The organism is Streptomyces yaizuensis (genome assembly GCF_034961445.1).
Taxonomy (GTDB): Bacteria; Actinomycetota; Actinomycetes; order Streptomycetales; family Streptomycetaceae; genus Streptomyces; species Streptomyces yaizuensis.
Window position 1 is genome coordinate 458,154 of the sequence record NZ_BSBI01000002.1, and the last position, 19,759, is coordinate 477,912.

General features: G+C 73.0%; 15 protein-coding genes and 1 pseudogene. 11 read left to right on the top strand and 5 right to left on the bottom strand.

Annotated elements, in window-relative coordinates:
* Positions 1 to 105: 105 nt before the first annotated feature.
* Positions 106 to 576 carry a pyridoxamine 5'-phosphate oxidase family protein gene (locus SYYSPA8_RS05765; protein ID WP_323445843.1) on the bottom strand — a complete coding sequence of 157 codons (471 nt, stop codon included), beginning with the start codon at positions 574 to 576 and terminating at the stop codon, positions 106 to 108.
* A 105-nt stretch (positions 577 to 681) separates the two neighbouring features.
* Entirely contained in the window at positions 682 to 927 is a 246-nt protein-coding gene (locus SYYSPA8_RS05770; protein WP_323445844.1) for a hypothetical protein, read from the bottom strand.
* Between the two features lie 56 nt (positions 928 to 983).
* Between SYYSPA8_RS05770 and holA the strand changes: the two genes are divergently transcribed.
* The gene (holA, locus tag SYYSPA8_RS05775) at positions 984 to 1,970 is read left to right on the top strand and encodes a DNA polymerase III subunit delta (protein ID WP_323445845.1); all 987 of its coding nucleotides are present in this window, start codon (positions 984 to 986) and stop codon (positions 1,968 to 1,970) included.
* Between the two features lie 847 nt (positions 1,971 to 2,817).
* Here the strand turns inward: holA and rpsT are convergent.
* Positions 2,818 to 3,084 carry a 30S ribosomal protein S20 gene (rpsT, locus tag SYYSPA8_RS05780; RefSeq protein WP_323445846.1) on the bottom strand — a complete coding sequence of 89 codons (267 nt, stop codon included), beginning with the start codon at positions 3,082 to 3,084 and terminating at the stop codon, positions 2,818 to 2,820.
* Positions 3,085 to 3,296: 212 nt separating this feature from the next.
* On the opposite strand from rpsT, the gene lepA reads away from it, so the two are divergent.
* From lepA to hemW, 3 genes are all read left to right on the top strand, one after another.
* On the top strand, positions 3,297 to 5,162 hold the full coding sequence (gene lepA / locus SYYSPA8_RS05785) for a translation elongation factor 4 (RefSeq protein WP_323445847.1): 1,866 nt from the start codon (positions 3,297 to 3,299) through the stop codon (positions 5,160 to 5,162).
* A 251-nt stretch (positions 5,163 to 5,413) separates the two neighbouring features.
* Positions 5,414 to 7,303: an AMP-dependent synthetase/ligase gene (locus SYYSPA8_RS05790; RefSeq protein WP_323445848.1), complete on the top strand. Its 1,890-nt coding sequence runs from the start codon at positions 5,414 to 5,416 to the stop codon at positions 7,301 to 7,303.
* A gap of 252 nt (positions 7,304 to 7,555) precedes the next feature.
* The gene (gene hemW, locus SYYSPA8_RS05795) at positions 7,556 to 8,797 is read left to right on the top strand and encodes a radical SAM family heme chaperone HemW (protein ID WP_323445849.1); all 1,242 of its coding nucleotides are present in this window, start codon (positions 7,556 to 7,558) and stop codon (positions 8,795 to 8,797) included.
* Between the two features lie 42 nt (positions 8,798 to 8,839).
* On the opposite strand, the gene SYYSPA8_RS05800 is transcribed toward hemW, so the two are convergent.
* Positions 8,840 to 9,661, bottom strand: coding sequence for a DUF3097 domain-containing protein (locus tag SYYSPA8_RS05800; RefSeq protein ID WP_323445850.1), 822 nt, complete (start codon positions 9,659 to 9,661; stop codon positions 8,840 to 8,842).
* A gap of 210 nt (positions 9,662 to 9,871) precedes the next feature.
* Here SYYSPA8_RS05800 and SYYSPA8_RS05805 point away from each other — a divergent pair.
* Positions 9,872 to 10,309, top strand: a pseudogene (locus SYYSPA8_RS05805) (RNA-guided endonuclease InsQ/TnpB family protein); the annotation flags it as partial.
* Positions 10,310 to 10,324: 15 nt separating this feature from the next.
* Here SYYSPA8_RS05805 and SYYSPA8_RS05810 read toward each other — a convergent pair.
* Positions 10,325 to 11,050, bottom strand: a complete 726-nt coding sequence (locus SYYSPA8_RS05810; protein WP_323445851.1) for an MBL fold metallo-hydrolase — start codon at positions 11,048 to 11,050, stop codon at positions 10,325 to 10,327.
* 183 nt (positions 11,051 to 11,233) lie between these two features.
* Between SYYSPA8_RS05810 and hrcA the strand changes: the two genes are divergently transcribed.
* The 6 genes from hrcA (at position 11,234) to SYYSPA8_RS05840 (ending at position 19,660) form a co-directional block, all read left to right on the top strand.
* Complete coding sequence (gene hrcA, locus SYYSPA8_RS05815; protein WP_323445852.1) at positions 11,234 to 12,259, top strand: heat-inducible transcriptional repressor HrcA; 1,026 nt, start codon at positions 11,234 to 11,236, stop codon at positions 12,257 to 12,259.
* Positions 12,260 to 13,396 carry a molecular chaperone DnaJ gene (dnaJ, locus tag SYYSPA8_RS05820; protein WP_323445853.1) on the top strand — a complete coding sequence of 379 codons (1,137 nt, stop codon included), beginning with the start codon at positions 12,260 to 12,262 and terminating at the stop codon, positions 13,394 to 13,396.
* 108 nt (positions 13,397 to 13,504) lie between these two features.
* Positions 13,505 to 14,725: a nitronate monooxygenase gene (locus tag SYYSPA8_RS05825; RefSeq protein ID WP_323445854.1), complete on the top strand. Its 1,221-nt coding sequence runs from the start codon at positions 13,505 to 13,507 to the stop codon at positions 14,723 to 14,725.
* Complete coding sequence (locus SYYSPA8_RS05830; RefSeq protein ID WP_323445855.1) at positions 14,722 to 15,471, top strand: 16S rRNA (uracil(1498)-N(3))-methyltransferase; 750 nt, start codon at positions 14,722 to 14,724, stop codon at positions 15,469 to 15,471. Before SYYSPA8_RS05825 ends, SYYSPA8_RS05830 begins: the two co-directional genes overlap by 4 nt.
* A 102-nt stretch (positions 15,472 to 15,573) precedes the next feature.
* The gene (locus tag SYYSPA8_RS05835) at positions 15,574 to 16,281 is read left to right on the top strand and encodes a hypothetical protein (RefSeq protein WP_323445856.1); all 708 of its coding nucleotides are present in this window, start codon (positions 15,574 to 15,576) and stop codon (positions 16,279 to 16,281) included.
* Between the two features lie 145 nt (positions 16,282 to 16,426).
* Positions 16,427 to 19,660 carry a S41 family peptidase gene (locus tag SYYSPA8_RS05840; RefSeq protein WP_323445857.1) on the top strand — a complete coding sequence of 1,078 codons (3,234 nt, stop codon included), beginning with the start codon at positions 16,427 to 16,429 and terminating at the stop codon, positions 19,658 to 19,660.
* Positions 19,661 to 19,759 lie beyond the last annotated feature (99 nt).

A 19,759-nucleotide genomic window follows, 5' to 3' on the forward strand; every position in this document is an offset into this window, starting at 1 on the left:
GACGGCGACCCGGCCGCCCGGAGCGCCCACAGCTCACACAATGACCGGAGCGCACGGAGCGACCGGACCTCCGCCTCCCCGGGGACAGGCGGAGGCGGGCCACCGTCAGACGAGCCAGGCCCCGGCACGCATCAGCTGCCGCGTCCCCAGCTCGTTCTCCTCCCGCCACGCCTTCATGGAGTCGGGGGTGAGCCGGATGAACACCCAGGGCGGGGTGGTACGCGGGTCCCAGCCGTCCATCTTCGCGACGAAGGCCTCGCCGGCCTCCCGGTCCAGGGCGGCGCTCTCCACCACCTCCGCCGTGCCCTCGATCAGCACCACGTCCCGGGTCTGCCCCAGCGAGACCACCATGGGCCCGGACGGGGCCACGTTGCGCGCGGTCGGGTTCGTCCGGCGGGTGGACATCAGCAGGGCGCCCCCGTGCCACAGGAACGACAGCGGCACCATGGTCGGCGCACCGGTGGAGGAGGCGGTCGCCACCCAGAGGTCCACATCGCCGTCGAGCCGGGCCAGGACGTCCCGCTTGCGCTGCTCCGGTGTCCGGGACGGCGCGGGGTTCGGATTCGGGTCACTCATGATCGCCACGGTAGGTGGTGGACGCCCGCGGCCGCACCCGTTCCGGGAGACAGGGCCCGCGGCCCGATCCGGGGGAGAGGGGCACCGGCGGCCGGACCGAGGGGGCTACGGCGTCTCCAGCCAGCCGTCGAACTCGGCCGCGAAGCCGTCGAGCGCGGCGGGGTCCAGACGCTCCGCCGGGTCCTCCACGACGACCAGCCACTGGGCGTCCTCGGCATCGTCCTCGCCCGCCAGCGCGTCCCGGAGGAGCTGGGGCTCGTCGGTGACCCCGAAGCGGTCCGCCAGCTCCCGCGCCACGTCCTCGGCGGCGTCGCGGTCGGGCAGTACCAGTACATGACGTCCTTCACTCATCCGCTCATTCTCCGGCACGGACGGGAGTGTCCGTGGCCCGTGGGATGCTGGACGCGATGGCCACCAGGAAGAATTCGACCGACGATCCGCTCGCCCCCGTCACCCTCGCCGTGGGCCAGGAGGATCTGCTTCTCGACCGCGCGGTCCGGCAGGTGGTGGCGGCCGCGCGGGCCGCCGACCCCGACACGGACATCCGCGACCTCACCGCCGACCAGTTGCAGCCCGGCACCCTCGCGGAGCTGACGAGCCCCTCGCTCTTCGCGGAGCGCAAGGTCGTCATCGTGCGGAACGCGCAGGATCTGTCCGCCGACACGATCAAGGACGTCAAGGGGTATCTCACGGCACCGGCCGAGGAGATCACGCTCGTCTTCGTCCACCCCGGCGGGGCGAAGGGCAAGGGGCTGCTGGACGCCGCGCGCAAGGCGGGGGCCCGGGAGGTCGCCTGTCCCAAGACGACGAAGCCGGCGGAGCGGCTGACCTTCGTCCGGTCCGAGTTCCGGGCGCTGAGCCGGTCCGCGACGCCCGAGGCCTGCCAGGCGCTCGTGGACTCGATCGGCAGCGATCTGCGGGAGCTGGCGAGCGCGGTCTCGCAGCTGACGGCCGACGTCGAGGGCACGATCGACGAGGCCGTCGTGGGGCGCTACTACACGGGCCGCGCCGAGGCGTCCAGCTTCACCGTCGCCGACCGGGCGGTGGAGGGCCGGGCCGCCGAGGCACTGGAGGCGCTGCGATGGTCGCTGTCCACGGGGGTCGCCCCCGTGCTGATCACCAGCGCGCTGGCGCAGGCGGTGCGGGCGATCGGCAAGCTCTCCTCCGCGCGGGGCGGCCGTCCGGCCGATCTGGCGCGTGAGCTGGGGATGCCCCCCTGGAAGATCGACCGGGTGCGGCAGCAGATGCGGGGCTGGACCCCGGACGGGGTCGCGGTCGCGCTGCGGGCGGTCGCCGAGGCCGACGCGGGTGTGAAGGGGAGAGGGGACGATCCGGAGTACACGCTGGAGAAGGCCGTCGTCACCATCGCCCGCGCGGCCCGTTCCCGCCGCTGAGCCGTCCGGGACGGTTCCGGCCGGGCCGGGTGGCCCTGACCCGAGCCGGGTGCTCCTGACCAGGGTCGGGTGGCCCTGACCTGGGTCGTACGGCCTGCGCCCCCTGCGGTGCAGCCCGTGGCCGACGCGGGATGCTCCGCTCCGGGGCCGGGTCCCTGCCGGTGCCGAGCCGGAGCGGTCCGTACCGGCCGGTTCCTGGGTTTCCGGGCAGTCCGCCCTGCCCGGCTCCTGCCCGGCGGCGGCCGGAGGCTCGGGCCGGGCCGTTCCCGGTCTGCGTCTGCCCGGGTCCGGGCCCTTCCGCAGCCGTTGCACGGCCGGTGCGGCCGTCTTCGTGTCCGGCGGCGGGGGCAGGTCGGATCCGGGCAGGTCGGGCCGGGTCCGGTTCGGTGTGTTCGGCCCCGGGCCCCGGGAGTCGTCGTGCGCCGCCCTTGAGCCGTTCGGGGCGGGCCGGGGCCGCCGGGCGCGGTCTCCGTCTCCGTCTCCGGCGGGCAGGGATCCGGTCCGGTCGGGCCCGGTCGGGTGCGTCCGGAAGCGGAGTGCCCCGCCGCAGCCCCGGGCGTCGCCGCCCGTGTCCGTCCGGACATACCGAAGGCCCCGGTCGCCGCTTCCCGCTCGCCCTGGGGAAGGGCGGACGGGGAACGGGGCCGGGGCCTCGGAGAGGTACCGCTGGGTGGGCTCGCACCCGCGTGGCGAACGCAGGTCCAAGTGCGAGTCCGGTCATGCCGGACGGGGAGCGGATGAGAGAGGGCCCGCTCGGATCCGTACGGCGATCAAGTGGCCCGGCGGGCCGGTCCTCGCGGACCGTCGCCGGATTCCGGGGTCACCCCCGGAGCCACCGCGGAAGTGCTCAGCCCTGCAGGGTGGCGACCTTGGAGGCCAGCGCCGACTTCTTGTTGGCGGCGGCGTTCTTGTGGATGACACCCTTCGAGACGGCCTTGTCGAGCTTGCGGGTGGCCTCGCGAGTGGCCGCGGTGGCCTTCTCGACGTCACCGGCTGCGACGGCCTCACGGGCCTTGCGGATCGCGGTCTTGAGCGACGACTTGACGGCCTTGTTGCGCAGGCGCGCCTTCTCGTTCGTCTTGTTCCGCTTGATCTGGGACTTGATGTTCGCCACGAAAGAGCCTTTTCAGCTTCGAATGATCTCTGAGGTATGTCCCGTGCACCTGGCAGGTACCACGACACGAGACACAGCTGTCTACGCTACCAGCAGCTCTCCCGACGGCCCAAACCGGTCGCAGTCCCGCGCCCGTGGGACGATGGAGGCTACGTATCGATCCGCCATCGCCCGAGACGAGACGCCCCGCGTCTCAAGAATCAGGACCCTGCGTGCCCGCGACTCCTCTCAACGTGCCCGAGCCGAGCCGTACCGACCCGGCTCTGATCCGCAATTTCTGCATCATCGCGCACATCGACCACGGCAAGTCGACGCTTGCCGACCGGATGCTCCAGCTGACCGGTGTGGTCGAGCAGCGGCAGATGCGCGCGCAGTACCTCGACCGGATGGACATCGAGCGCGAGCGTGGCATCACGATCAAGTCTCAGGCCGTCCGGCTGCCCTGGGCCCCCACCGAGGGGGAAGGCCAGGGCCGGACCCACATCCTGAACATGATCGACACCCCTGGGCACGTGGACTTCACCTATGAGGTCTCCCGTTCCCTGGCCGCCTGCGAGGGCACGGTCCTGCTGGTGGACGCGGCCCAGGGCATCGAGGCCCAGACCCTCGCCAACCTCTACCTGGCGATGGAGAACGACCTCACCATCGTCCCGGTGCTCAACAAGATCGACCTTCCGGCCGCCCAGCCGGAGAAGTTCGCCGAGGAGCTGGCGAACCTGGTCGGCTGCGAGCCCGAGGACGTGCTGCGGGTCTCCGCCAAGACCGGCCTCGGCGTCGAGGCGCTGCTCGACCGGGTGGTCCGCGAGGTGCCCGCGCCCGTCGGCGTCGCCGACGCGCCCGCCCGCGCCATGATCTTCGACTCGGTCTACGACTCCTACCGGGGCGTCGTGACCTATGTCCGGGTCGTCGACGGCACCCTCGGCAAGCGCGAGCGGATCCGGATGATGTCCACCGGCGCCACGCACGAGCTGCTGGAGATCGGCACCAACTCGCCCGAGATGCTGGCGGCCGACGGGCTGGGCGTGGGCGAGGTCGGCTATCTGATCACCGGTGTGAAGGACGTCCGCCAGTCCAAGGTCGGCGACACCATCACCCAGCAGAGCAAGGGCGCCACCGAGGCGCTGGGCGGCTACAAGGACCCGAAGCCGATGGTGTTCTCGGGCCTGTACCCGCTGGACGGCTCGGACTACCCCGAGCTGCGGGAGGCCCTGGACAAGCTCCAGCTCAACGACGCCGCGCTGGTGTACGAGCCGGAGACCTCGGCCGCGCTCGGCTTCGGTTTCCGCGTCGGCTTCCTCGGCCTGCTCCACCTGGACGTGGTCCGGGAGCGGCTGGAGCGCGAGTTCGGTCTCGACCTGATCGCCACCGCCCCCAACGTGGTCTACCGCGTGATCATGGAGGACGGCACCGAGCACACGGTGACCAACCCGAGCGAGTTCCCCGAGGGGAAGATCGCGGAGGTGTACGAGCCGGTGGTCCGCGCGACCGTCCTGGCGCCCAGCGAGTTCATCGGCTCGATCATGGAGCTGTGCCAGAGCCGCCGGGGCACCATGCTCGGCATGGACTACCTCTCCGAGGACCGGGTCGAGATCCGCTACACCCTGCCCCTCGCGGAGATCGTCTTCGACTTCTTCGACCAGCTGAAGTCGAAGACCCGCGGTTACGCGTCCCTCGACTACGAGCCCACCGGCGAGCAGGCGTCCAGCCTGGTCAAGGTGGACATCCTGCTCCACGGCGACAAGGTCGACGCCTTCTCCGCGATCACGCACAAGGACGCCGCGTACGCCTACGGTGTCCGGCTCGTCGCCAAGCTGCGGGAACTCATCCCCCGGCAGGCGTTCGAGGTGCCGATCCAGGCCGCCATCGGCTCCCGGGTGATCGCCCGCGAGACCATCCGCGCCATCCGCAAGGACGTCCTCGCCAAGTGCTACGGCGGTGACATCTCCCGTAAGCGGAAGCTGCTGGAGAAGCAGAAGGAAGGCAAGAAGCGGATGAAGATGGTCGGCAGCGTCGAGGTGCCGCAGGAGGCGTTCATCGCGGTGCTCTCCAGCGACGAGGACGGCAAGAGCAAGAAGTAACGAGAAGTGACGAGAAGTAATAAGTAGTAACAAGTAGTAAGTCGGGTACGAGGGAGCGGCGCCGGGAAGGCGCCGCTCCGCCGGGTGTCGGCGCCCGGCTCCCGGCGGGAAGCCGTCCCCCGTTTCCGAAGCGGGGGTCCACAGACCCTTACGCACCGGGACAGGGCCCTCTACCCTGATCACGGCTCGATGGTTACTCGCCAGTTTTAAACCGCCAGTCGTGCAGTGCTGCCGCAGGCCCGGAGGATGTCGTGACCGACACACAGACCCTGATCGAGAACCGCCCGCCCTCCGTGGCGGCCCTCTTCACCGAGCGCGTGTCGGCCACCCCGGACGCCGAGGCGTTCCGCTATCCGGTGCCGTCCGCCTCCGGCCAGGGTCCGGACGAGTGGAAGTCACTGAGCTGGGGCGGGACCGCGGAGCGGGTCTACGCCATCGCCGCCGGTCTGATCGGCCTCGGGATCGGCCCCGAGGACCGGGTCGCGCTCCTGGCCGCCACCCGCGTCGAGTGGATCCTCAGCGATCTCGGGGTGATGTGCGCGGGCGGTGCCACCACCACCATCTACCCCTCGACCAATGCCGAGGAGTCCGCGTTCATCCTCTCCGACTCGGCCAGCAAGGTGCTGATCGCGGAGGACGCGGTGCAGCTCGCGAAGGCGCGGGAGCACCGCACCGAGCTGCCCGAGCTGCAACACGTCGTCGTCATCGACGCCACGGGTGTCGAGCCCGCCGAGGGCGACCCCGAGGGCTGGGTGCTCACCCTGGCCGAGCTGGAGAAGCGCGGCGCCGCGCACCTGGAGACCCGCCCGGCTGCCGTCAAGGAGCGGATCGGGGCGATCACCGCCGACCAGCTGGCGACCCTGATCTACACCTCGGGCACCACCGGCCGCCCCAAGGGCGTACGGCTGCCCCACGACAACTGGTCTTACATGGCCAAGGCGATCGCCCAGACCGGGCTGGTCGGCAAGGACGACGTGCAGTACCTGTGGCTGCCGCTCGCCCACGTCTTCGGCAAGGTGCTGACGTCCGGGCAGATCGAGGTCGGCCATGTGACCGCCGTCGACGGCCGCATCGACAAGATCATCGAGAATCTGCCGGTCGTCCAGCCCACCTACATGGCCGCCGTGCCCCGGATCTTCGAGAAGGTCTACAACGGGGTGGCCGCCAAGGCGCGGGCCGGCGGCGGCGCCAAGTACAAGATCTTCCGCTGGGCGGCCGGGGTGGCGCGCGAGTACGCCAAGGTCAGCCAGGACAACTTCCGCCGTACGGGCAGCCGCACCGTGCCGTTCCGGCTGGGCGCCCAGCACAAGATCGCCGACGCGCTCGTCTACTCCAAGCTGCGGGAGGCGTTCGGCGGCCGGCTGCGGGCGGCCGTCTCCGGTTCCGCCGCCCTCTCGCCCGAGATCGGCTACTTCTTCTCCGGCGCGGGGATCCACATCCTGGAGGGGTACGGGCTGACCGAGTCGAGCGCCGCGTCCTTCGTCAACCCGGGCGAGGCGTACCGCACCGGCACGGTCGGCAAGCCCCTCCCCGGCACGGAGGTGCGGATCGCCGACGACGGCGAGGTCCTGCTCCGCGGCCCCGGGATCATGCAGGGGTACCACGGACAGCCCGAGAAGACCGCCGAGGTGCTGGAGGAGGACGGCTGGCTGCACACGGGGGACATCGGCGAACTCTCCCCCGACGGCTATCTGCGGATCACCGACCGCAAGAAGGACCTGATCAAGACCTCGGGCGGCAAGTACATCGCCCCCACGGAGGTCGAGATCCAGTTCAAGGCGGCCTGCCCCTTCGCCTCGAACATCGTCGTCATCGGCGCGGACCGCAACTTCTGCACGGCGCTGATCGCGCTGGACGGGCCCACCCTGCTCGGCTGGGCCGAGGAGCAGGGCATGGGCGGCAAGCCGTACGCGGAGGTGGTGGCCGCCCCCGCCACCCGTGAGCTGATCCAGGGCTATGTGGACCGGGTCAACGGCGGGCTCCAGCGCTGGCAGACGATCAAGAAGTTCCGGCTGCTCCCCCGCGATCTGGACGTGGAGCACGGCGATCTCACCCCGAGCCTCAAGCTGAAGCGGCCGGCGGTGGAGCGGCAGTTCCGGCACCTCATCGACGAGATGTACGAGGGCACGCGCGAGGCGTGAGTGCCCGGGGCGGCCGGGGCGCCGGGACATACCTGTAACGGTTACCGGTACGTCCCGGTGGCAGGGCCCGGCCCGGCGGGTACGGCAGCGGCGGGGCCGCACGGCTCCGCCGCGTACCGCTCCGGCCCCGTCACAGGCCGGTGCCCCGCCACCGTACGTCCGCGCCCGTGACCCCGCGCGCCGGCCCCGGGCCGGACCCGCGCCGGAGCCGTGCACGGCGGGCGGCCGAGGACACCGCGCCGGTGACGGACAATGGAGGACATGCCTTCCGTACTGCCCGACGGCGAGCCCGTGCCCGCGGACGGGTCGCTCCCGGCCTCCGCGCTCGACGGAGCCGGCGACCGGCCCCTCGCCTTCTATCTGCATGTGCCGTACTGCGCGACCCGCTGCGGCTACTGCGACTTCAACACCTACACCGCCAGTGAGCTGCGCGGTTCCGGCGGTGTCCTCGCCTCGCGGGACAACTACGCGGCCACCCTCGCCGACGAGGTCCGCCTCGCCCGCCGGGTCCTCGGCGACGACCCCCGCCCGGTGCGCACCCTCTTCGTCGGCGGCGGCACGCCCACCCTGCTGCCCGCACGCGACCTGGTGGCGATGATCACGGCGGTACGGGAGGAGTTCGGCTTCGCCGACGGCGCCGAGATCACCACCGAGGCCAACCCGGAGTCCGTCGACCCCGAGTACCTGGCCGAGCTGCGGGCCGGCGGCTTCAACCGGATCTCCTTCGGCATGCAGAGCGCCCGGCAGCACGTCCTGAAGGTGCTCGACCGCACCCACACCCTCGGCCGCCCCGAAGCCTGTGTGGCCGAGGCGCGCGCGGCGGGCTTCGACCACGTCAACCTGGACCTGATCTACGGCACCCCGGGCGAGAGCGACGACGACTGGCGCGCCTCCCTGGCCGCCGCCGTCGGCGCGGGCCCGGACCACGTCTCCGCGTACGCCCTGATCGTCGAGGAGGGCACCCAGCTCGCCCGCCGCATCCGCCGCGGCGAGGTCCCGATGACCGACGACGACGTGCACGCCGACCGCTATCTGATCGCCGAGTCCGTCCTCACGGAGGCCGGCTACTCCTGGTACGAGGTCTCCAACTGGGCCACGTCCGAGGCGGGCCGCTGCCTCCACAACGAGCTGTACTGGCGGGGCGCCGACTGGTGGGGCGCGGGCCCCGGGGCCCACAGCCACGTCGGCGGGGTGCGCTGGTGGAACGTGAAGCACCCGGGCGCGTACGCCGCCGCGCTCGCCGAGGGCCGCTCCCCGGGCGCCGGCCGGGAACTGCTCTCCCACGACGACCGCCGGGTGGAGCGGATCCTGCTGGAGCTGCGGCTCCTGGACGGCGTCCCGCTGTCGCTGCTGCGCACCGCGGGGCTCACGGCCGCGCGCCGGGCGCTGGACGACGGCCTGCTGGACGAGGCGGCGTACGGGAAGGGGCGCGCGGCGCTGACCCTGCGGGGCCGGCTGCTCGCGGACGCGGTGGTACGCGACCTCGTCGACTAGCCGGCGAGGGCCTGTCCGACGGGAACACCCGGCCGGGGGCGCTCAGCCGCCCTCGGCCGGCCCCGGCGCGGTCACGAAGTCGATCAGCTCCTCGACCCGTCCCAGCAGCTCCGGCTCCAGATCCCGGTACGAGCCCACCCGGGACAGGATGTGCCGCCAGGCCTCGCCCGTCCGCTCCGGCCAGCCCAGCGCCCGGCACACGCCCGTCTTCCAGTCCTCGCCGCGCGGCACCCGGGGCCAGGCCGCGATCCCCAGCGACGACGGCTTCACCGCCTCCCAGACGTCGATGTACGGATGTCCCACCACGAGCACGTCCGCGCCCGTCACCGCCGCCGCGATCCGGGACTCCTTCGACCCCGGCACCAGATGGTCGACCAGCACCCCGAGCCGCGCGTCGGGGCCGGGGCCGAACTCCGCGACCACCGCCGGCAGGTCGTCGATCCCCGCCAGGTACTCCACCACCACGCCCTCGATCCGCAGATCGTCGCCCCAGACCCGCTCCACCAGCTCGGCGTCGTGGCGGCCCTCCACGTAGATCCGGCCCGCCCGCGCGACCCGGGCGCGCGCGCCGGGGAGCGCGACCGAGCCGGACGCGGTGCGCGCCGGTGCGGCGGGCGCCCGCCCCGGGCGGACGAGGGTCACCATCCGCCCCTCCAGCAGGAAACCGCGCGGGGCCAGCGGGAAGACCCGCTGCCGGCCGAAGCGGTCCTCCAGGGTCACGGTCCCCGCCTCGCAGCGGATCACCGCACCGCAGTACCCCGTGGACACCTCCTCGACCACCAGATCGGGTTCGGCGGCCACCTCCGGTACCGGGGCGGGCTTCTTCTTCCACGGGGGCGTCAGATCGGGGCTGTAGCTGCGCATCCGGCCGACGCTACCTGAATTGATCGCAGTGCATCGGGTCTCAGCTCGGTGGTGAAGCGATTCCGAGAAGTGTCTTGACTCGCAGGTCGGAGCAGACGATTTCGCTGCCCGGTGTACTGGATGGACGATGGACGACGGAGCCCCACCGGCCGGTCCGGCGAAGTATGAACCGGTCGATTTTCGCGGTCCTCTCGGACGGTACGAAGATCGACAGCCCGCGCTTCCTCTGAGAACCAAGCGGTTGCCGTGGAGGATCTGGCGGTCAAGGGGCTCGCCCGCACGCGCCTGGCCAAGTCCGTCCACGACGCGGGATGGTCCGCGTTCGTGACGATGCTGGAGTACAAGGCGGCCCGGTACGGGCGCACCTTCATCCGTATCGGCCGGTTCGAGCCGACCTCGCAGGTCTGCTCGCAGTGCGGCGTCAAGGACGGCCCCAAACCCCTCCACATCCGTGTGTGGACATGCGGGGCGTGCGGGGCCGTCCTCGACCGGGACATCAACGCGGCGGTCAACGTCGCCAGGGCCGCCGGACTGGCGGTGCCGGCCTGCGGAGCGCGGGTAGGACCGGGACTCGTCCCGGCACCGCGCGGTGAAACAGGAACCCACCGAGATGGTCACCCGACCGTGGCAGGAATCCCCACCCTTTAGGGAGGGGAGCGGAAGTCACGACACCGGGAACCGCTCCGCCAGCGTGTCGCGCTGGGCGCGGACGAAGGCCGCGTCCACGACCGCGCCGTGCCCCGGCACGTACACCGCGTCCTCGCCGCCCAGCGCCAGCAGCCGGTCGAGGGCCGCGGGCCAGCGCACACCGATGGCGTCCGGACCGGCCTGCGGCTCGCCCGACTCCTCGACCAGGTCCCCGCAGAAGACGACCTCGGGTTCGCCGGGCACCAGGACGGCGAGGTCGTGGCCGGTGTGCCCGGGGCCCACGTTCGCCAGGAGCACCCGCCGTCCGCCGCCCAGGTCCAGCATCCGTTCCCCGGTCACCAGATGGTCCGGGGTCACCAGGACGGCGGCGGAGCGGGCCGCCTCCTCCTCGGGGACCCCGAACCGCACCGCGTCCGCCCGGAGCACGTCCCGCTCCCGCAGCAGCAGCGCATCGAGGCCCACCGCGCCGAAGACCTCCGCGCCCGGGAACGCGGCCGTCCCCAGCACATGGTCGAAATGGGGGTGGCTGAGTGCGATATGCGTCACGCGCCGCCCCCCGAGCAGCGCCTCCACCTGCACCCGCAGCTCGGTGCCCTCCGTCAGGGTGGAACCCGTGTCGCAGAGCAGAACCCCCTCCGCGCCGACGATCAATCCACAGGTCGCGTCCCAGCCGGGCAGCCGCCGCCGGCCCACCCCCTCGGCCAGCCGCTCCCAGCCGAGGTCTTCCCAACTCACGTTCATACCGCGACGCTACTGGCAACGACCAGCGCAGGCGCGCGGTAGCGTGGTCGGTCGCCCTTGCTAGGGGCGTACCCCACGGCCGTACACTGGCACGGGGAAACTGGCACTCGCCACCGTTGAGTGCCAAGCAGTGTCAGGCAGTGACCGCGGAACGACCGAGGAACACCACTGGAGGTGCGCGCGATGCTCAGTGAACGCAGGCTCGAAGTGTTGCGTGCCATCGTCCAGGACTACGTGGGCACGGAGGAGCCGGTCGGCTCCAAGGCGCTCACCGAGCGGCACAAGCTCGGGGTCTCCCCGGCGACCGTCCGCAACGACATGGCGGTGCTGGAGGAGGAGGGCTTCATCGCCCAGCCGCACACCAGCGCCGGGCGGATCCCCACCGACAAGGGCTACCGGCTCTTCGTGGACCGGCTGGCCGGGGTGAAGCCGCTGTCGGCGGCCGAGCGCCGCGCGATCCAGAACTTCCTGGACGGCGCGGTCGACCTCGACGACGTCGTCGGCCGTACGGTGCGGCTGCTGGCGCAGCTCACCCGTCAGGTCGCGGTCGTGCAGTACCCCTCGCTCAGCCGTTCCACCGTCCGCCATGTCGAACTGCTCTCGCTCGCGCCCGCGCGGCTGATGCTCGTGCTGATCACGGACACCGGCCGGGTCGAGCAGCGCATGATCGACTGCCCGGCGCCGTTCGGGGAGAATCCGCTCGCGGATCTGCGGGCCCGGCTGAACAGCCGGGTCGTGGGCCGTCGCTTCGCGGACGTGCCCCAGCTGGTGCAGGACCTGGCGGAGTCCTTCGACCTGGAGGACCGCCCGGCGGTCGCGGTCGTGCTCTCCACCCTCCTGGAGACGCTGGTGGAGGAGACGGAGGAGCGGCTGATGATCGGTGGTACGGCCAACCTCACCCGTTTCGGTCATGACTTCCCGCTCACGATCCGGCCCGTCCTGGAGGCACTGGAGGAGCATGTGGTGCTCCTCAAGCTGCTCGGCGAGGCCAAGGAGTCGGGCGGTATGGGCATGACCGTCCGCATTGGTCATGAGAACGCCCATGAAGGGCTCAACGCAACCTCCGTGGTCTCGGTCGGCTACGGTTCGGGCGACGAGGCAGTCGCCAAACTCGGCGTGGTCGGACCGACCCGCATGGACTACCCCGGAACGATGGGAGCGGTACGCGCAGTGGCACGTTACGTCGGACAGATCCTGGCGGAGTCGTAAGTGGCCACGGACTACTACGCCGTACTCGGCGTACGCCGCGACGCGTCCCAGGACGAGATCAAGAAGGCATTCCGGCGGCTCGCGCGTGAGCTGCACCCGGATGTGAACCCCGATCCGAAGACCCAGGAGCGGTTCAAGGAGATCAACGCCGCTTACGAGGTGCTGTCGGACCCGCAGAAGAAGCAGGTCTACGACCTCGGCGGCGACCCGCTCTCCCAGTCGGGCGGCGCGGGAGCCGGCGGCTTCGGCGCGGGCGGCTTCGGGAACTTCTCGGACATCATGGACGCGTTCTTCGGAACGGCCTCCCAGCGCGGGCCGCGTTCGCGCACCCGCCGGGGCCAGGACGCCATGATCCGCCTGGAGATCGAGCTGAGCGAGGCCGCCTTCGGCACGACCAAGGACATCCAGGTCGACACGGCCGTCGTCTGCACCACCTGCTCCGGTGAGGGCGCCGCGCCCGGGACCTCCGCGCAGACGTGTGACATGTGCCGTGGTCGCGGTGAGGTCTCCCAGGTCACGCGGTCCTTCCTGGGCCAGGTCATGACCTCGCGGCCGTGTCCGCAGTGCCAGGGCTTCGGCACCGTCGTGCCGACCCCCTGCCCGGAGTGCGCGGGCGACGGCCGGGTCCGCTCCCGCCGTACGCTCACGGTGAAGATCCCGGCCGGTGTCGACAACGGCACCCGCATCCAGCTCGCGGGCGAGGGCGAGGTCGGCCCCGGCGGCGGCCCCGCCGGCGACCTCTATGTCGAGATCCACGAGCTGCCCCACCCGGTCTTCCAGCGGCGCGGCGACGATCTGCACTGCACGGTGACCATCCCGATGACCGCGGGCGCCCTCGGCACGAAGGTGCCGCTGGAGACCCTGGACGGCATGGAGGAGGTCGACATCCGGCCCGGTACCCAGTCCGGCCAGTCGATCCCGCTGCACGGCCGGGGCGTGACCCATCTGCGCGGCGGCGGCCGGGGCGATCTGATCGTCCATGTCGAGGTGATGACCCCGAGCAAGCTGGACGCCGAGCAGGAGCGGCTGCTGCGGGAGCTGGCGAAGCTGCGCGGCGAGGAGCGGCCCACGGGTCAGTTCCAGCCGGGTCAGCAGGGCCTCTTCTCCCGGCTGAAGGACGCGTTCAACGGCCGCTGAGCGGCGCTGACCCCCGGGCGGGGCGGGTGCGCCCGCCCCGCCCGGGGGAGATCCGCCCGGCGGGGGGCGTGCGGCGACCCCCGGCAGGGGGCATGGGACGATGCAGGCATGTCCTCCGTACTGACCGATCTCTGCCGATACCCCGTCGTGCAGGCCCCCATGGCCGGCGGAGCCTCCTGCCCCCAGCTGGCGGCCGCCGTGTCCGAGGCGGGCGGGCTGGGTTTCCTCGCCGCCGGGTACAAGACCGCGGACGGGATGTACCAGGAGATCAAGCAGATCCGGGCGGTGACCTCCCGTCCCTTCGGGGTCAATCTGTTCATGCCGCAGCCGGCGACCTCCGACCCCAGCGCCGTCGAGGTGTACGGCCAGCAGCTGGCCGGCGAGTCGTCCTGGTACGGGACCCCGCTGGGCGACCCCGACTCCGGCGGCGACGACGGGTACGAGGCCAAGCTGGCCATACTGCGCGACGATCCGGTGCCGGTGGTCTCCTTCACCTTCGGCTGCCCCCCGGCACAGGTCCTGGAGTCCTTCGCCCGCGCGGGCACGCTCACGGTCGTCACCGTCACCACCCCCGACGAGGCGCTGGCCGCCGAGCGGGCCGGCGCGGATGCCCTGTGCGTCCAGGGCGTGGAGGCCGGCGGCCACCAGGGCACCCACCGGGACGACCCGGCGGCCGACGGTGCCGGCATCGGGCTGCTCACCCTGATCGCGCTGATCCGGGACACGGTCCGGCTGCCGGTGATCGCCACCGGCGGGCTGATGCGCGGGGACCAGATCGCCGCCGTGCTCGCCGCCGGGGCGAGCGCCGCGCAGCTCGGGACCGCGTTCCTGGTCTGTCCCGAGTCGGGCGCCCACACCCTGCACAAGCGGGCGATGACCGATCCGCTGTTCGCCAGGACGGAGCTGACCCGGGCGTTCTCGGGGCGGCCCGCGCGCGGTCTGGTCAACCGGTTCATGCGCGAGCACGGCCCGTACGCCCCCGCCGCGTATCCGCAGGTGCACCATCTGACCAGCGGACTGCGGAAGGCCGCCGCCAAGGTGGGCGACGCGCAGGGCATGTCCCTGTGGGCCGGGCAGGGCCACCGGATGGCGCGTGCGCTGCCCGCCGGGGAGCTGGTGGCGGTGCTCGCCGCCGAGATCGACGCCGCGCGGGCCGGGATCGACGCCGCGCGGGCCGGGGGCGCGCCGGACGGGCCCGCCGGTCCGCCGGCCCTCCCCGGCCAGGAGTCCGGAGCCCCGTACTCCGAGGACGCCGCCGGAGCCCGGTACTCCGAGGACGCCGCCGCCCCCGGGACCCTCGCCGAACGCACCTCTGGAGACCCCGCGTGACCGCCCCCGTCTTCCTCGTCACCCCGGCGGCCCTCGACGGCGCCGCCCCCGGCACCACCCTCACCCTCGACGGCACCGAGGGACGGCACGCCGTCTCCGTACGCCGTCTCCAGCCCGGCGAGGAGATCGTCCTGACGGACGGTCTGGGGCGGGGCGCGGCCGGCACCGTCCTGCGCACCGAGGGCAAGGACACCCTCGTGGTCGACGTACGCGAACGGCCCGACGAGCCCGAACCCCGGCCCCGGATCACCGTCGTCCAGGCGCTCCCCAAGGGCGACCGGGGCGAACTCGCCGTCGAGACCATGACGGAGACCGGCGTCGACGCGATCGTGCCCTGGTCCGCCGCCCGCTGCATCACCCGCTGGAAGGGTGAACGGGGCGTCAAGTCCCTGGCCAAATGGCAGGCCACGGCCCGGGAGGCGGGCAAGCAGTCCCGCCGGCTGCGCTTCCCGGAGGTGGCGGGCGCCGCGACCACCCAGCAGGTCGCCGCGCTGCTCGCCGCCGCCGACTTCGCCGCCGTCCTGCACGAGGAGGGCGCGGAGCCGCTGGCCACCGCGGACCTTCCGGCGGAGGGCTCGATCGTGCTGGTGGTGGGGCCCGAGGGAGGCGTGTCGCCGGAGGAGCTGGAGGCGTTCGCGGCGGCCGGTGCCCGGCCCTACCGGCTGGGGAGCACGGTGCTGCGGACGTCGACGGCGGGTACGGCGGCGGTGGCGCTGCTGCTGGGCCGTACCGGCCGCTGGTCCTGACCGGGAAGTACCGCGGGGCCCTGGGGCGGGTCGCCCGTTCGGGCGATGTGTGGCCGCAACCGCTCTTCCACCGACGGGCGTTGTGATGCCACCCTGCCGTGCATGAACGGCATGACCCCCAGAGGCAGCGGCAGCATTTCCGGACGGCCGATTTTCCGCGGGATCGGCGGGATCGGCGGGCCCGGCAGGTTCCGCGGGCCCGCCGCGCTCGCCGTCGTGGCGGTGGTCGCGGCCGGGCTCACCGCCTGTGAGCCCGCCGGTGACGGACGACTCCGCTCCGGTTCCGTCGCGCACACCACCGACCGCATGACCACCCGGACCTTCGAACGGCTCGGCGTCCCCGTCAAGTGGTTCACCTGCACCGCGCGGGTGGCCGGCGAGGGGGCCGCGCCGTCCCCGGCGTCCCGGGCACCCCGGCCCTCGCACGCCACCGTCGACTGCGAGGGCGAGACCGACGCCGGCAAGCGGATCACCCTCACCGGGCGGGTGACGGAGGAGCGTTCCGGCCTGTGCGTACGGGGCGACCTGACCGCCCGGATCGGCGCCCGGACCGCGTTCGACGCCTCCTACCTCGGCGACTGCGACGGCCGGCGGACGGACCCGCCCGGCTCCGCACCGACCCGTCCCGCCACCGGGCCCACGGCCAGGCCCACGGTCGGATGGACCGCCGGGGTGGTGCGCAGGCCCCCGCGCACCACCCCGTACACCCCCCACACCCCGCGCACCACCCCGTACAAGACCCGCGAACGGCCCCGGCCCACCGTCACGGTCACCGTGACCGCGACCGTGCCGCCCGCCCCACGGGGCTGACCACCGGCCCGCTCCCGCGGGTCCCGCCGCCGGGGCGCGCGGAAGCGGAAGCGGCGCCCGCGCCCTGCCGCACCCCCGTCCACCGCAGGGGTCCGATCACGTAAAACCCCTGACCGGACCCCTCCGGCCTGCCTAGGGTGACCATGTGACGCACCCTGCCTACCTTCGGTATCCGCATATTCATGGTGAGTTGATCGCCTTCACCGCTGAGGACGACGTCTGGGTCGCACCGCTCGACGGCGGCCGCGCGTGGCGTGTCAGCGCCGACGACGTCCCGGTCGACCACCCCCGTTTCTCCCCCGACGGCACCCGGCTCGCCTGGGCCTCCCGCCGCGACGGAGCGCCCGAGATCCACACCGGGCCCGTCGACGGCGGCCCCACCACCCGCCTCACCCACTGGGGCAGCAGCCGCACCTCCGTCCGGGGCTGGACCCCCGGCGGCGAGATCCTGGCGATCTCCAACCACGGACGCCACACCCTGCGCCACACCTTCGCGCGCGCCGTGCCGCTCGACGGCGGCCCCGCCTCCGTCCTCCCGTACGGCATCGTCGGCGACGCCGCCCACGGCGGGACCGGTGTCCTGCTGCTCTCCGGCACGATGGGCCGCGAGGCAGCCGCCTGGAAGCGCTACCGGGGCGGCACCGCGGGCAAGCTGTGGATCGACGCGGACGGCAGCGGCGAGTTCACCCGCGTCCACCAGGACCTCGACGGGAACATGGAGTACCCGCTCTGGGTCGGCGACCGGATCGCCTTCCTCTCCGACCACGAGGGCGTCGGCGCCGTCTACTCCTCCCTCCCCGACGGCTCGGGGCTGCGCCGCCACACCCCCCTCGACGGCTTCTACGCCCGCCACGCCGCCACCGACGGCACCCGCGTCGTCTACGCGTCGGCCGGCGCGCTGTGGCTCCTCGACGACCTCGGCGAGGGCACCGAACCCCGCCCGCTGGAGGTCCGCCCCTGCGGCCAGCGCACCGACCTCCAGCCCCGGATCATCCACGCCGCCCACCACCTCGGCTCCGCCGCCCCCGACCACACCGGCCGGGGCAGCGCCGTCGTCGTCCGGGGCGGACTGCACTGGGTCACCCACCGCGAGGGCCCCGCGCGGGCGCTCGCCGCCGACCCCGGGGTACGGGCCCGGCTGCCCCGCACCTTCCGCGTCGACGGCGAGGAACACGTCGTCTGGGTCACCGACGCCGAGGGCGAGGACGCCCTGGAGTTCGCGCCCGCCACCGGCACCCCCGCCGGCGCCACGCCCCGCCGCCTCGGCACCGGGCAGCTGGGCCGGGTGCTGGGGCTCGCCGTCGCCCCCGACGGCAGCCGCGCCGCCGTCGCCTCCCACGACGGCCGCGTCCTGATCGTGGAGCGGGAGAGCGGCGAGGTCCGCGAGGTGGACCGGGGCGAGGACGGCGAGGCCACCGGGCTGGCCTTCTCGCCCGACTCCGCCTGGCTGGCCTGGTCGCACGCGGGCCTGCCGCCGCTGCGCCAGCTGAAACTGGCCAACATCGCCGATCTCGCCGTCGCCGAGGCGACACCGCTGCGGTTCCGCGACTACGCGCCCGCGTTCACCCTCGACGGCAAGCACCTGGCGTTCCTCTCCGAGCGCTCCTTCGACCCGGTCTACGACACCCACGTCTTCGACCTCGCCTTCGTCGGCGGCTGCCGGCCGCACCTGATCACCCTCGCGGCGACGACACCGTCCCCGTTCGGGCCGCAGCGGCACGGCCGCCCCTACGAGGCGGACAAGGACCCGGCGGTCGGCGACGGACCGTCCGGCAGCGACGGCGGCGGCAGCGGCGGCGACGGCGGGCCCCCCGTGACCCGTATCGACTTCGACGGCCTCGCCGACCGGATAGTGCCGTTCCCGGTGGAGGCCGCCAGCTACTCCACCCTGCGCGCGGCCAAGGACGGCGTGCTGTGGCTGCGCCACCCCGTCCAGGGCGTCCTCGGCTCGACCAAGGCCACCCCGGAGGCCCCCGGCCCCCGGACCACCCTGGAGCGGTACGACCTCGCCCAGCGGCAGGACGAGGAACTGGCGTCCGACGTCACCGGCTACGCGGTCAGCGGCGACGGCAAGCGCGTGCTGCTGCGTACCGACAACGGTCTGCGGGTCGTCCCCAGCGACCGGCGCGCGGCCCGCGAGGAGGACGGCGACAGCCATATCGCCGTGGACCTCTCCCGGGTGCGGCAGCCGCTGGACCCGGGGGCCGAGTGGCGCCAGATGTACGACGAGGCCGGCCGGCTGATGCGGGACAACTTCTGGCGGGCGGACCTCGGCGGCGTCGACTGGGACGGGGTCCTCGACCGCTACCGGCCGCTGCTGTCCCGGGTCGCCACCCACGACGACCTCGTGGACCTCCTGTGGGAGGTGCAGGGCGAACTCGGCACCTCGCACGCGTACGTCACCCCCCGCGGCTGGTACGGCACCCGCGCCACCCGGCAGGGCCTGCTCGGCGCCGACATCTCCCGGGCCGGCGACGGCACCTGGCGGATCGACCGGGTGCTGCCGTCCGAGACCTCCGACCCCGCCGCGCACTCGCCGCTGGCCGCGCCCGGGGTCGCCGTGCGCGCGGGCGACGCGATCCTCGCCGTGGACGGCCGCCCGGTCGACACGGTCGCCGGGCCCGGCCCGCTGCTCATGGGCGCGGCGGGCAAGCCAGTGGAGCTGACCGTGGCCCCGGCGGGCGGCGGCGAGCCCCGGTACGCGGTGGTGGTGCCCCTCGCGGACGAGGAGCCGCTGCGCTACCACGCGTGGGTGGCCGACCGGCGGGCCCATGTCCGCGAGCGCTCCGGTGGCCGGCTCGGCTATCTCCACGTCCCCGACATGCAGGGCGCCGGCTGGGCGCAGATCCACCGCGATCTGCGGTGCGAGGTCGTGCGCGAGGGCCTGATCGTGGACGTCCGGGAGAACCGGGGCGGCCACACCTCCCAGCTGGTGATCGAGAAGCTGACCCGCCGGATCGTGGGCTGGGACCAGCCGCGCGGGATGCGCCCGTACAGCTATCCGCAGGACGCGCCGCGCGGGCCGGTGGTGGCCGTGGCGAACGAGTTCTCCGGCTCCGACGGGGACATCGTCAACGCGGCGGTCAAGGCGCTGGGCATCGGCCCGGTCGTCGGGACCCGGACCTGGGGCGGCGTCGTCGGCATCGACAACCGCTACTCGCTCGTCGACGGCACGCTGGTGACCCAGCCGAAGTACGCGTTCTGGCTGGAGGGGTACGGCTGGGGCGTGGAGAACCACGGCGTCGAGCCCGACGTCGAGGTGGTCGCGACCCCCATGGACCAGGCGGCCGGACGCGACCCGCAGCTCGACCGCGCCATCGACCTGGCCCTCGAAGCCCTGACCACGACCCCGGCGAAGACCCCGCCGGCCCTGCCCTGACCGTGATGGCCGGGCGGGGGCCCATCCTCGCCCGGCGCGGTCACGAACCGAGCCTCAAAAACCAGCCGATAGCATGGCGGGAATATTCGGACGATCTGT